This window comes from Variovorax ginsengisoli, from assembly GCF_030486595.1.
GTDB classification, from domain to species: Bacteria; Pseudomonadota; Gammaproteobacteria; order Burkholderiales; family Burkholderiaceae_C; genus Variovorax; species Variovorax ginsengisoli_B.
Genome location: NZ_JAUJZH010000017.1, coordinates 125,480 through 137,127, shown reverse-complemented (window position 1 = coordinate 137,127; position 11,648 = coordinate 125,480). Strand labels below are relative to the sequence as shown.

Annotated in this window: 11 protein-coding genes; 3 read left to right on the top strand and 8 right to left on the bottom strand. The window is 69.1% G+C overall.

Features of this window, described 5'->3' with window-relative positions; all coding sequences use genetic code 11:
- Positions 1 to 76: 76 nt before the first annotated feature.
- Complete coding sequence (locus QZH52_RS22605; RefSeq protein WP_301812802.1) at positions 77 to 1,030, bottom strand: LysR family transcriptional regulator; 954 nt, start codon at positions 1,028 to 1,030, stop codon at positions 77 to 79.
- A 79-nt stretch (positions 1,031 to 1,109) separates the two neighbouring features.
- Here QZH52_RS22605 and QZH52_RS22600 point away from each other — a divergent pair, with 79 nt between their 5' ends.
- A complete protein-coding gene (locus tag QZH52_RS22600; RefSeq protein WP_301812845.1) occupies positions 1,110 to 2,291 on the top strand; it encodes an MFS transporter in 1,182 nt (393 codons plus the stop codon).
- 41 nt (positions 2,292 to 2,332) lie between these two features.
- The gene (locus tag QZH52_RS22595; RefSeq protein ID WP_301812801.1) at positions 2,333 to 3,376 is read left to right on the top strand and encodes an aldo/keto reductase; all 1,044 of its coding nucleotides are present in this window, start codon (positions 2,333 to 2,335) and stop codon (positions 3,374 to 3,376) included.
- On the opposite strand, the gene QZH52_RS22590 is transcribed toward QZH52_RS22595, so the two are convergent.
- Positions 3,373 to 3,732: a DUF1428 domain-containing protein gene (locus tag QZH52_RS22590; protein ID WP_286527607.1), complete on the bottom strand. Its 360-nt coding sequence runs from the start codon at positions 3,730 to 3,732 to the stop codon at positions 3,373 to 3,375. The genes QZH52_RS22595 and QZH52_RS22590 overlap by 4 nt on opposite strands.
- 164 nt (positions 3,733 to 3,896) lie before the next feature.
- Between QZH52_RS22590 and QZH52_RS22585 the strand changes: the two genes are divergently transcribed.
- Complete coding sequence (locus QZH52_RS22585; protein WP_301812800.1) at positions 3,897 to 5,720, top strand: SLC13 family permease; 1,824 nt, start codon at positions 3,897 to 3,899, stop codon at positions 5,718 to 5,720.
- On the opposite strand, the gene QZH52_RS22580 is transcribed toward QZH52_RS22585, so the two are convergent.
- From QZH52_RS22580 to QZH52_RS22555, 6 genes are all read right to left on the bottom strand, one after another.
- Positions 5,721 to 6,626: an SDR family oxidoreductase gene (locus QZH52_RS22580; RefSeq protein WP_286527612.1), complete on the bottom strand. Its 906-nt coding sequence runs from the start codon at positions 6,624 to 6,626 to the stop codon at positions 5,721 to 5,723.
- 96 nt (positions 6,627 to 6,722) lie between these two features.
- Positions 6,723 to 7,661 (bottom strand): glutathione S-transferase family protein, encoded by a 939-nt coding sequence (locus QZH52_RS22575; protein WP_301812799.1) that lies wholly within the window; start codon positions 7,659 to 7,661, stop codon positions 6,723 to 6,725.
- A gap of 22 nt (positions 7,662 to 7,683) precedes the next feature.
- Positions 7,684 to 9,324, bottom strand: a complete 1,641-nt coding sequence (locus QZH52_RS22570; RefSeq protein ID WP_301812798.1) for an isovaleryl-CoA dehydrogenase — start codon at positions 9,322 to 9,324, stop codon at positions 7,684 to 7,686.
- Between the two features lie 25 nt (positions 9,325 to 9,349).
- Positions 9,350 to 10,366: an NADP-dependent oxidoreductase gene (locus QZH52_RS22565; protein ID WP_301812797.1), complete on the bottom strand. Its 1,017-nt coding sequence runs from the start codon at positions 10,364 to 10,366 to the stop codon at positions 9,350 to 9,352.
- A 22-nt stretch (positions 10,367 to 10,388) separates the two neighbouring features.
- Complete coding sequence (locus QZH52_RS22560; RefSeq protein WP_301812796.1) at positions 10,389 to 10,850, bottom strand: PaaI family thioesterase; 462 nt, start codon at positions 10,848 to 10,850, stop codon at positions 10,389 to 10,391.
- Between the two features lies 1 nt (position 10,851).
- Positions 10,852 to 11,646, bottom strand: coding sequence for an SDR family oxidoreductase (locus QZH52_RS22555; RefSeq protein WP_286531922.1), 795 nt, complete (start codon positions 11,644 to 11,646; stop codon positions 10,852 to 10,854).
- Between the last annotated feature and the right edge of the window lie 2 nt (positions 11,647 to 11,648).

Here is an 11,648-nt window from a genome sequence, read left to right as displayed (position 1 = left end):
CAGGCGCCGGGAGGCACCGGACGATTTTCCGGCCGCCGCGCGCCCGGTCCGCGAAGGCGAGACGCCGACGATTCCTCTATTGCCCATGGAAATTTCCGAAATCCGCACGCGCAAGGCGCGGCCGCCCATCGGCCAGGACGTGAGCCGAGAGAAAGTCCAGCAGCGCCCGCACCCTGGCCGGCAAGCGACCGGGCTTGCCGAGGTAGACGGCATGAATCGGCGCGGTGTCGCCCGGGTTGAAGTCCTCCAGCACCGGCACCAGCTGGCCGGCATCGATGTCGGCCTGCACCTGGTAGAGCGACAACCGGCCCAGGCCGACGCCCGCCAGCAGCAGCGCGCGCAGGGCCTCGCCATCGCCGGCCCTGACGTTGCCGTTGACCGGGATGTCGACCACCCTGCCGTCAACCGAGAGCGGCCAGTCGGGGACGCTGCGCCGGTAGGTGAAGCCGAGCCGGTTGTGCGCTTCGAGTTCTTCCGGCGTGTGGGGCGTGCCGCATCGGGCGAGATAGGCGGGCGCGCCGACGATCGCCTGTCCGGTGGCGCCGAGTCGCCGGGCCACCAGATCGGACGGCGGCAATGCGCCCCAGCGGATCGCCACGTCGGCGCGCTCCTCCATCAGGTCGACCACGCGGTCGGTCAGCACGATGTTGAGCGTGATCTGCGGGTGCAGTTCGAGAAAGCGCGGCACCAGCGGGATCAGCACCTGCTGCCCGAAAGGAACGCTGGCGTTGATGCTGACCCGGCCGCTCGGTGCCGCGCCGGCTGCGGCGCAGCGCTCGGCCTCGTCCATGTCGGCCAGGACGCGGACGCTGCGCTCGTAGAAAAGCTGGCCTTCGGCCGTGAGATGCAGCCTGCGCGTGGAGCGGTGCACCAGCTGGGCGCCGAGCCGCGCCTCGAGCCGCCCGATCAGCTTGCTGACCGCGGACGGGGTCATTCCCAGGGCGCGGGCGCCGGCCGAGAAGCTGCCGCGATCGACCACCTGCACGAAGGCTTCCATCTCGCCGGAACGATTGATCTCGGAGCGGGGCATTTGTGACTTCAATTCACAAGAGCATGTCGAATCGGCATTCTATTCATGCTGCCGCGGAACCGGCACAGTCATGGCCATCATGCCCATCGCCCTCCTCGCCCTCACCGCCGGTGCCTTCGGAATAGGCACCACCGAATTCGTCATCATGGGCCTGCTGCTGCAGGTGTCCGCCGATCTCCAGGTCTCGATCGCGGCTGCCGGCCTGTTGATCTCGGGCTACGCGCTCGGCGTCGCGGTCGGCGCGCCGCTGCTGACCATCGCCAGCCGCCGCCTGCCGCGCAAGACCGTGCTGCTCGGGTTGATGGCCATCTTCACGCTCGGCAACATCGCCTGCGCCATGGCCGGCAGCTACGAGCTGCTGATGGCCGCGCGGGTCGTCACCTCGCTGGCGCACGGCACCTTCTTCGGCGTCGGCTCCGTGGTGGCCACCGGCCTGGTGCCGCCGGAGCGACGCGCCTCGGCGATCGCCGTCATGTTCACCGGGCTCACCGCGGCGACGCTGCTCGGCGTGCCGGCCGGTGCCTGGCTCGGCCTGCACTTCGGCTGGCGCTCGACCTTCTGGGCGGTGGCGCTGATCGGGGTCGCCGCCTTCACGGTACTGGCGCTGTTCGTGCCGCGCGGCGGCCGGGCCGACGCCGCACCGGCCGCACTGCGCGACGAACTCGCCGTGCTGGCCCGGCCGCAGGTGCTGCTCGGGTTGGCGATCACGGTGCTGGGCTTTGCCGGCGTGTTCGCCGTCTTTACCTTCATCCAGCCGCTGCTGACCCGCGTCACCGGCGTATCGGCGGCGGCGGTGTCGCCGATCCTGCTGCTGTTCGGCGGAGGTCTGGCCGTCGGCAACCTGCTGGGCGGCTGGCTGGCCGACCGTGCGCCGATGCCGTCCCTCCTGGGTTCGCTGGTAGCACTGGCCGCTGTGCTCGGCGCGATGCAGTGGCTGGTCCACAGGCCCTGGACCGCGGTGGTGTTCGTGCTGCTGCTTGGCATCGCCGCCTTCGCTACTGTCGCCCCGCTGCAACTGCGCGTGCTCGACAAGGCGGCGGGCGCCGGACAGAACCTGGCCTCCAGCCTCAACATCGCGGCCTTCAATCTCGGCAACGCGCTGGGTGCCTGGGCCGGCGGCGGCGTCATCGAGCGCGGGCCCGGCCTGCAGGCGCTGGGCTGGGTGGCGGCGCTGCTGACCCTGGCCGGGCTGGCGATCGCGCTCTGGAGCCGGGCGCTCGATCGCCGGCTTCCGGCGGCCGCCGTCACCGCCTGCGCCTGAACCACCCACCCTTTCACACCCACCGCACACAAGGACGCACCATGGAATATCGCTATCTCGGAAACTCGGGCTTCAAGGTCCCGGCCCTCTGCTTCGGGGCCGGAACTTTCGGCGGCGAAGGCCCGCTGTTCAGCGCTTGGGGCAACACCGATGTCGCCGGGGCGCGCCGCATCGTCGACATCTGCCTCGACGCCGGCGTCAATCTTTTCGACAGCGCCGACGTCTACTCGAGCGGCGCTTCCGAATCGATACTCGGCGCGGCCATCCAGGGCCGGCGCGACAAGGTCATCCTGTCGACCAAGCTCGCTCTGCGCGCCGGCGACGGGCCGAACGACGTCGGTGCCTCGCGTCATCATCTGGTCCAGGGCGTCGATGCCGCGCTCCGGCGCCTGGGCACCGACACCATCGACCTGCTGCAACTGCATGCCTTCGACGCCATGACGCCGGTCGAGCAGGTGCTGCGCACCCTTGACGACCTGATCCGCGCGGGCAAGGTCCGCTACATCGGCGCGTCGAATTTCTCGGGCTGGCAGCTGATGAAATCGCTGGCGGCGTCCGATCGGCTCGGGCTGTCGCGCTACGTCGCCAACCAGGCCTACTACTCGCTGGTCGGCCGCGACTACGAGTGGGAACTGATGCCGCTCGGGCTCGACCAGGGCATCGGTGCGATCGTCTGGAGCCCGCTCGGCTGGGGCCGCTTGACCGGCAAGATCCGGCGCAGCCAGCCCTTGCCGGCGGCGAGCCGCCTCAACGACACCGCCGGCTCCGCGCCGCCGGTGGACGACGAGCGCCTCTTCCGCGTGGTCGACGCCATGGACCAGGTGGCCGAGGAGACCGGCAAGACGCTGCCCCAGATCGCACTCAACTGGCTGCTGCGGCGGCCGACCGTCTCGTCGGTGCTGATCGGGGCGCGCGACGAAGCGCAGCTCAGGCAGAACCTCGGCGCGCTGGGCTGGGAGCTCACGGCCGACCAGATCGCACGGCTGGATGCCGCCAGCGCCACGACGCCGCCCTACCCTTACTACCCCTACTGGAACGGCCAGTTCGCGGAGCGCAGTCCGGTCGCCGTGCAGCCCACCCGCTAGAGCGCAACCAGCGGCTCGAAGCCGCCCCAGAACATCCGCTTGCCGTCGAAGGGCATCGACTTCGGATCCATCATGCCGGCCAGGCGCGGGTCGCTCATGGCCTTGGCGTTGACTTCGTCGCGGTGGTCGCGCGACTCGAAGACGATCCACGAGAACACCACGATCTCGTCGTCCTCGAGCTTCACGGCCTGTGGAAACGAGGTGTGCTCGCCGGCCTTCACGTCCTCGGCGATCCACTCGCGGTATTCGAGCGCGCCATGCTCGCGCCAGACCGAACCGGCGAGCGCCGCCATCTGGCGGTAGGCATCGATCTTGTTCTTCTTGAGGGGAAGCACGTAGCCGTCGACATAGGCCATGGAAGGTCTCCTTGCTGCGAATCGAACATACACAGAACCGTGAGGTTCAGTATATGCATTCCGCAGTGGTGGCCAAGCCCCCCATCGGGATGCGGGATTGCGAGACGGCCGATGCGGCGGCCGGATCGCGCAGAATCCGGTCTCTCATTCTCGCGGGTGGTTCCATGTCGTCTGAGCTGGTCCAAGTGCTCGCCCTGCTGGGCGTCGCGATCGCCATGTTCATCTCGGGCCGGCCGCGCCTCGATGCCGTGGCGCTGATCATGATTGTGCTGCTGCCCCTCACCGGCATCATCGACATGAACGAGGCGCTGGCGGGGTTTTCGGATCCGAACATCGTGCTGGTCGCTGCCCTGTTCGTGCTCGGCGAAGGCCTGGTGCGCACCGGCGTGGCCCAGCACGTCGGCGACTGGCTGGTGAAGCACGGCGGCAGCAGCGAGACCCGCCTGCTGGCGCTGCTGATGCTGGCGGTCGGCCTGATGGGCTCGTTCATGAGTTCCACCGCCGTGGTCGCGATCTTCATTCCGATCGTGATCCGCATCGCCCAGCAGACCGGTGTCGCGGCCGGCCAACTGCTGATGCCCGTGAGCGTGGCGGGCCTGATCAGCGGGATGATGACCTTGGTCGCGACCACGCCCAACCTGATCGTCAACAGCGAGCTGATGCGCCACGGGGCCGAAGGCTTCGGCTTCTTCACCATCACGCCGATCGGCGTGCCGGTGCTGCTGCTCGCGATCGCCTACATGGCGGTGGCCAGGCGGCGCCTGCGCGGCGAGAGCGGCTCGACGAGCGGCGGCCGGCCGAGCCTGAACGACTGGGTGGACCAATACAAGCTGCACGACCGCGCCTTCCGCCTCGCGGTGCAAGCCGACTCGCCGCTGGTCGGGCGCAGCCTCGAAGGCCTGGGACTCGGCCCTGCCTCCGATGCCCACGTGATCGCGCTCGAGCGCCAGCACACGCTGCGGCGCGAGGTGCTGCGGGTCTCGGCCGACACCGAGATCCGGGCCGGCGACATCCTGCTGCTCGACGTCGAGTCGAAGGCCTTCGACGTCCCGGCCCTGTGCGAGCGCTATGCGCTGCACAAGCTGCCGATCTCCGGCGCCTACTTCACCGACCAATCGCGCGACGTCGGCATGGCCGAGGCGGTAATCCCGGTCGACTCGACACTGGTCGACACCACCGGCAGCGAATCGCGCCTGCTGGCGCAGCACGGCCTCACGGTCGTGGGCTTGCGCCGGGGCCGGGTCACCCACGCGCACGGCCTGGAGAGCGCGCGCCTCAAGGTCGGCGACACGCTGCTGCTGGTCGGGCCGTGGCAAGCGATCCGGGCCCTGCAGACCGACGGCCACGACCTGGTCGGCCTGAGCCTGCCCCAGGAAGGCGGGGCGCTGCTGGCCGCGCCGCGCCGCGCGCCGCACGCGGTGTTCTGCCTGTTGCTGGTGATCGGGCTGATGCTGTCGGGCGCGGTCCCCAACGTGCAGGCTGCGATCGCCGGCTGCCTGCTGATGGGCCTGTTCCGCTGCATCGACCTCGACTCGGCCTACCGGGCGATCCACTGGCGCAGCCTGATCCTGATCATCGGGATGCTGCCCTTCTCGCTGGCGCTGCAGCGCACCGGCGGCATCGACCTGGCGGCCGACGGCCTGCTGGCGCTGGTGGGCAGCTACGGCATCCGTCCGGTGCTGGCCTGTCTTTTCGTGCTGTGTTCGCTGATCGGCCTGGTGATCGCCAACACCGCCACCGCAGTGCTGATGGCGCCGGTCGCGCTGGCGCTGGCCCAGCACCTCGACGCATCGCCCTACCCGTTCGCGATGATGGTGGCGCTGGCCGCGTCGGCCGGGTTCATGACGCCGATCTCGTCACCCGTCAACACGCTGGTCAGCACCGCCGGCAACTACAGCTTCGGCGATTTCGTCAAGATCGGCCTGCCGCTCGCGGTGATGGTAGGGGCCGTGAGCGTGCTGCTGGTGCCCTGGCTGCTGCCGCCCTGATCAACCGGCCCGCAGCTGCTCGCGCAGCTTGATGCCGATCTCGGGCCGCTCCAGGAAGGGGTCGGCCGGGTTCGTGATCGACACGATGTTCTCCATCCGGCTCTTCACGTTGCCGAGCGCCTTCGGGTGGCTGAAGACGTAGAACTGGTTGGCGGTGATCGCATCGAACACCATCTGGGCGACCTCGGCGGCGCTGACCTTGCCGCTGCTGACCGCCTTGTTGCTCATCGCCTGGCCGATCAGCTGGCTCTTGGTGAGCGCACCGCCGGCCAGCGCGCCCGGGCGATTGCGTTCGCTCTGGGTGATGCCGGTGGGCACGAAGTACGGGCACAGCAGGCTCGCGCCGACCTGGTCGGTGACCAGCTTCAGGTCCTGGTAGAGAGTCTCGGTGAGGCTCACGACCGCGGCCTTGGCCGCGTTGTAGATGCCCATGTTGGGCGGCGTCAGCAGGCCCGCCATGCTGGCGGTGTTGACGATGTGGCCGCGGTACGCCGGGTCCTTGGCCGCCGCTTCCAGCATCATCGGCGTGAACAGGCGCACGCCGTGCACCACGCCCCACAAGTCGACGCCGAGCACCCATTCCCAGTCGGCAACGCTGTTCTCCCACACCAGCCCGCCGGCGCCGACGCCGGCGTTGTTGAAGACGAAATGCGGTGCGCCGAAGCGCTGCTGCACCGCCTTGGCGAGTGCTTCCATCTGGGCCGCGTCGGCGACGTCGACCTTGCGCGCGAGCACCTGCGCGCCGGCGGCTTCCATCTCGGCCTGCGCCCGGTCGAGCGCATCCTGCTGGACGTCGACCAGCACGAGGTTCATGCCGCGTGCCGCGCCGATGCGCGCGCATTCGAGGCCGAAGCCGGAGCCGGCGCCGGTGAGAACGGCCGTCGTGCCCTTGAAGTCCTGGATCATTTGCGCGTGTCCTTTCGTCTCTTGTGTTGGGTTTGGCGTTGAGGCGCTATTGAAATACGAAACCGGCGAAATCGGAGTCGCGCAGGTGCTTCACGCTCAGGGGGACACCGCCCGCAACACATACCCGATTCGCGGAAAGTGCACATGCACCGTGCCCGCGCGCGGATCGGTGCGGCGCAGCGTGTAGTGGGTGCGCGTGGCCGCGACCAGTTCGCCCTCGGTGGCCTCGGGCCCGAAGCTCTCGGCGGCGATCGTGACAGGCGAGCCGAGCGCGATGCCGTGCTCGTCCTGGAAGGTGCTGTCGGACAGCAGCGTGTGGGGGGTCGACGCGGTCGCGACCTCGAGCGCCCGGGCGGCATCGAAGACTTCCATCGTGCCGTGGCCGATGGCCGCCATGCGGTCCATCCAGTCGCCCACGGCGGGCGTCAATTGCAGGATGCCAGCCATCGAGGGCGTGCGCTTGCGCGTGAACCACAGCGGGTGGTAGCAGGCGAAATCGGCCACGGTCGGGAAGGCACCCAGCAGGTAGTCGGTGTCGTCGAGCATGTCGGACAGCCGGCGCAGGTACGACTTGTACGCCGCGGCGGCATCCGCCGGCCGCAGCCTCACCATGCTGCCGCTCATCGCGCGACGGTCTTCGGTGAAGGCCTTGACCACCTCCGGGGGCGCCTTGCCGAACATGTCGGCCGCGCCCTTGGGGCTGAAGTTGTAGGCCATCGCGGCCCAGAACAGCGTGCTGTCGGCCCATTGCGCGAGCACCCGCGCGAGGCCCTTGCCTGGCTCCGGGTAGATCGACGGCAGCGGCGCCAGGTGTTCGAGCACGTCGCAGATCAGCGCCGTGTCGCAGTAGATGTCGGCGCCGATCTGCAGCACCGGCGTGCGGCGGTAGCCCCCCGTGAGCGCCACCAGCTCGGGCTTGGGCGCGATCTGCGGAATGATCACGGACTTCCAGGCCAGCTTCTTGTAGCCGAGGATCAGCCGCAGCTTCTCCGAGAAGGGGGAGGTGGCGTAATGGTGGAGGATCAGGTCGGCCATGGGGTCTTTCGAAGTTGCGCCGTCACTGGGGCCGCGCGCGGGAAATGATCGCATCGAGGTCGACGCCGGCGCTCAGCGTGCCGAAGGCATGGCCCCAGTCGCCGCCGAGGCGCGAGGCGCAGAAGCCGCCGACCACGGCCGGCGGCGCGGTCCGCACCAGCAGCGCGGCCTGCACCGCGAGGGCCACATCCTGCGCCAGCCGACGGGCCTCGACCTCGGTCGCCATCGCCTCGATGCGCGCGGGCACCGCGTCGGCCAGCCGGTCGAGCGCGGCATCGCTGCCGCGCGCCGGCGCCAGTTCGTGCGCCAGCGCGGCGACGGCGTCGCCTTTGCGCAGCCCGCGCAGCAGGTCGAGCGCCATGATGTTGCCGGCGCCCTCCCAGATCGAATTGAGCGGCATCTCGCGGTAGACGCGCGCCATCACGCCCTCGCCGCCCTCTTCCACATAGCCGTTGCCGCCCAGGCATTCCATCGCCTCCTGGGCGAAGTGGCTGCCGCGCTTGCAGATCCAGAACTTGGCCACTGGCGTCAGCAGCCGGGCCATCAGGCGCTCGTGTTCGTCGCCGGGATGGTCGAAGGCGCGCGCCAGCCGGATCGCCAGCGCGGTCGCGGCCTCGCTCTCGAGCGCAAGATCAGCCAGCACGTTCTTCATCAGCGGCTGCTCGATCAGCGGGCGGCCGAAGGCCTGGCGCTGCGCCGTGTGGTTCAGCGCCAGGCTGAGGGCCTGCCGCATCAGCCCGCTGGTGCCGAGCGCGCAGTCGAGCCGGGTCATGGTGCCCATCTCGAGGATCTGCGGAATGCCGCGCCCCTCCTCGCCCACCAGCCAGGCGCTGGCGCCATGGAACTCGACCTCGGAGCTGGCGTTGGCCTTGTTGCCGAGCTTGTCCTTCAGGCGCTGGATGCGGATCTCGTTGCGGCTGCCGTCCGGCAGCACGCGCGGCAGGAAGAAGCACGACAGGCCGGCCGGCGCCTGCGCCAGCACCAGGAAGGCGTCGCACATCGGCGCCGAGAAGAACCACTTGTGGCCGGTGATCGCGTAGCGCTCGCCCCAGCCGTCGCTGCCGGCACGCATCGCCTGCGTGGTGTTGGCGCGGACGTCCGAGCCGCCCTGCTTCTCGGTCATGCCCATGCCCATGGTCACGCCCGGCTTGTCGTGCCAGGGCAGGAGCCTCGGGTCGTACCAGCGGCTGGCGAGCTTCGGGCCCCAGTCGGCGTAGACGCCGGCATTGCCGCGCAGCGCCGGCGTCACGGCATAGCTCATCGAGATCGGGCACAGCATCGAGGGCTCGAGCTCGGTGAACAGCATGAAGCCGGCCGCCCGTTCGACGTGCGGCGACTGCGATTCACCGGTCCAGGGCGTGCCGTGCAGCCCGGCGCCGACCGCCGCCGCCATCAGCGCGTGATAGCTCGGATGGAATTCGACCTCGTCGATGCGGCGGCCGAAGCGGTCGTGGGTGTGGAGCACCGGCGGGTGGATGTTGGCCAGCCGCGCATGGGTCTGCATGCCGACGCTGCCGATCTCGGCGCCGAGGCTGCGCAGCGGATCGAGCTGCAGCTGCGGCGCGTTGTGCTTCAGTGCATCGCCGAGCGGCCGATTGGTTTCGAACAGGTTGTAGCCGGCCAACGGCGCCGGCTGGTTGAAGACCTCGTGCGTGGTGTCCATGCCAGCCTCCTGTTCATTTCGATTTTCAGATCAGCTTGACCAGCTGCTTGCCGAAATTCCGGCCCTTCAGCAGGCCGAGAAAGGCTTCGGGTGCTGCCTCGATGCCCTGCGCCACCGACTCGCGCGGCCGAAGCTTGCCGCTGGCGACCAGCGCGCCGAGTTCGGCCAGCGCCTCGGGCCAGACCTCCATGTGCTCGCTGACGATGAAGCCCTCGAGCTTGAGCCGGTTGACCAGGAACAGTGCCGGATTGGCGAGCGGCAGCGGTTGGCCGTCGTAGCCGGCGATCATGCCGCACAGCGCGATCCGCGCGAAGGCGTTGGTGCGCAGCAGCACCGCATCGAAGATGTAGCCGCCGACGTTCTCGAAGTAGCCGTCGATGCCGTTCGGGCAGGCTTCCTTGAGCGCCGCGCTCATGCTCTTGACGTCGGGGTGCTGGCGGTAGTCGATGCAGGCATCGAAGCCGAGCTCGTCGGTGACGTACTTGCACTTGTCGGGACCGCCTGCAATGCCGACCACGCGGCAGCCGCGCGCCTTGGCCAGCGCACCGAAAGCGCTGCCGACCGCGCCGCTGGCGGCGGTGATGACCACGGTCTCGCCGGCCTTCGGCGCGATGATCTTCACCAGCCCATACCAGGCCGTGACGCCAGGCATGCCGACCGCGCCCAGGTAGTGCGACAGCGGCACATGCGTGGTGTCGACCTTCTTGAGCGCGCCGGGCTGCGAGGCGTCGACCACGCTGTATTCCTGCCAGCCGCCGAAGCCGACCACCTTGTCGCCGACGGCGTACTTGGGGTGCTTGCTCTCGACCACCTCGCCGACCGTGCCGCCCTGCATGACCTGGCCCAGGGGCTGCGGCTGGGCGTAGCTCTTGGCATCGTTCATGCGGCCGCGCATGTAGGGGTCGAGGCTCATGTAGTGGTGGCGCACCAGCACCTGGTTGTCCTTCAGCGCCGGGGTCTCGGTGCTGACGAGCTTGAAGTTGCTGGCGACGGCTTCGCCCTCGGGGCGGTTGTCGAGGATCTGTTGTCTGTTGGTGGGCATGGAGGTCTCCGGAGAAAAGGGGTCAGTCGGTCGAGGGCGGGCGCATCGCATTGGCGCTGGCCGGGCCCGTGGGCAGGCGGCGCTTCACGTACTTGAAGGTCCCGGTGGCATGGGCGCAGACGCGTTCCTGGGCGTCGTAGATCTTGGCCTCGGTGAAGCCCATCGTCGCGGTGCGGTGCAGCAGGCTGCCGCGTGCGATCAGCGGGCCGACCGACGGCGCCATGAAGGTGGTCTTCATCTCGATCGTGACGACGCCGATCTCGGGCGTCTCGCTGCGCGCGGCGGCGGCCATCGCGATGTCGAGCATGGTCATGACGGCGCCGCCGTGCGTCACGTCGAAGGTGTTCAGGTGCTCGGGCTTCGCGGTGTAGCGCAGCTCGGATTCGCCGCCCTCGAATTTCGTGATCTCGAAGCCCAGATGGCGCGCGAACGGAATCTGGTCCGTGTAGGAGCGCAGGTTGATGCTGTCGTCGGAATCGGTCATGTCAGGCGCCAAGGACCACGCTCACTCCGCCGTCGACGGCCAGCCACTGGCCCGTGATGTGCTTGCCGGCGTCGCTGGCGTACAGCAGCGTGATGCCCTTCAGGTCCTCGTCGTCGCCGAGCCGGCCCAGCGGTGCGTGCGAGGCCATCTTGTCTTCGCCGATCGACTTGATCAGGCCCGCCGCCATCTTGGTCATGAAGAAGCCCGGGCAGATCGCATTGACGTTGATGTTGTACCTGCCCCATTCGGCGGCCAGCGTGTGGGTGAAGCCGATCACCGCGCTCTTGGAGGTGTTGTAGGCGATGGTCTGCATCTCGGGTGGGTTGCCGTTGAGGCCCGCGATCGAGGCGATGTTGATGATCCGGCCAGCCTTCTTCGGGATCATGTAGGCGCGGGCGACCTGCTGCGCCAGGATGAAGTAGCCGCGGACGTTGAGGTTCATCACCTTGTCCCAGGCTTCGACCGGATGGTCTTCGGCCGGCGCGCCCCAGCTGGCGCCCGCGTTGTTGACCAGGATGTCGATCGCGCCCATGCGCTCGAGCGTCTCGGTGGCGAGGCGGCGGGTGTCCTCCTCTTTCGAGCAGTCGGCCGCGATCCAGCGGGTGTCGATGCCGGCGGCCTGCAGTTCGGCCGTGGCCTGCTCGAGGTCGTCGGCCTTGCGCGAGCTCAGCATGATGCGGGCGCCGGCCTCGCCGAGCGCGTGGGCCATCTGGAGGCCCAGGCCGCGCGAGCCGCCGGTGATCAGCGCGGTCTTGCCGCTGAGGTCGAAAAGCTTCTGGATGCTGCGTGCAGTCATGG

Excerpts from the sequence above, each read along its gene's own strand:
- QZH52_RS22600 (WP_301812845.1), top strand. The coding sequence starts at position 1,110 with ATGCCCATCGCCCTCCTCGCCCTCACCGCCGGTGCCTTCGGAATAGGC.
- QZH52_RS22565 (WP_301812797.1), bottom strand. The coding sequence starts at position 10,366 with ATGCCCACCAACAGACAACAGATCCTCGACAACCGCCCCGAGGGCGAA.
- QZH52_RS22590 (WP_286527607.1), bottom strand. The coding sequence starts at position 3,732 with ATGGCCTATGTCGACGGCTACGTGCTTCCCCTCAAGAAGAACAAGATC.
- QZH52_RS22575 (WP_301812799.1), bottom strand. The coding sequence starts at position 7,661 with ATGGCCGACCTGATCCTCCACCATTACGCCACCTCCCCCTTCTCGGAG.
- QZH52_RS22605 (WP_301812802.1), bottom strand. The coding sequence starts at position 1,030 with ATGCCCCGCTCCGAGATCAATCGTTCCGGCGAGATGGAAGCCTTCGTG.
- QZH52_RS22580 (WP_286527612.1), bottom strand. The coding sequence starts at position 6,626 with ATGATCCAGGACTTCAAGGGCACGACGGCCGTTCTCACCGGCGCCGGC.
- QZH52_RS22570 (WP_301812798.1), bottom strand. The coding sequence starts at position 9,324 with ATGGACACCACGCACGAGGTCTTCAACCAGCCGGCGCCGTTGGCCGGC.
- QZH52_RS22595 (WP_301812801.1), top strand. The coding sequence starts at position 2,333 with ATGGAATATCGCTATCTCGGAAACTCGGGCTTCAAGGTCCCGGCCCTC.
- QZH52_RS22585 (WP_301812800.1), top strand. The coding sequence starts at position 3,897 with ATGTCGTCTGAGCTGGTCCAAGTGCTCGCCCTGCTGGGCGTCGCGATC.
- QZH52_RS22555 (WP_286531922.1), bottom strand. The coding sequence starts at position 11,646 with ATGACTGCACGCAGCATCCAGAAGCTTTTCGACCTCAGCGGCAAGACC.
- QZH52_RS22560 (WP_301812796.1), bottom strand. The coding sequence starts at position 10,850 with ATGACCGATTCCGACGACAGCATCAACCTGCGCTCCTACACGGACCAG.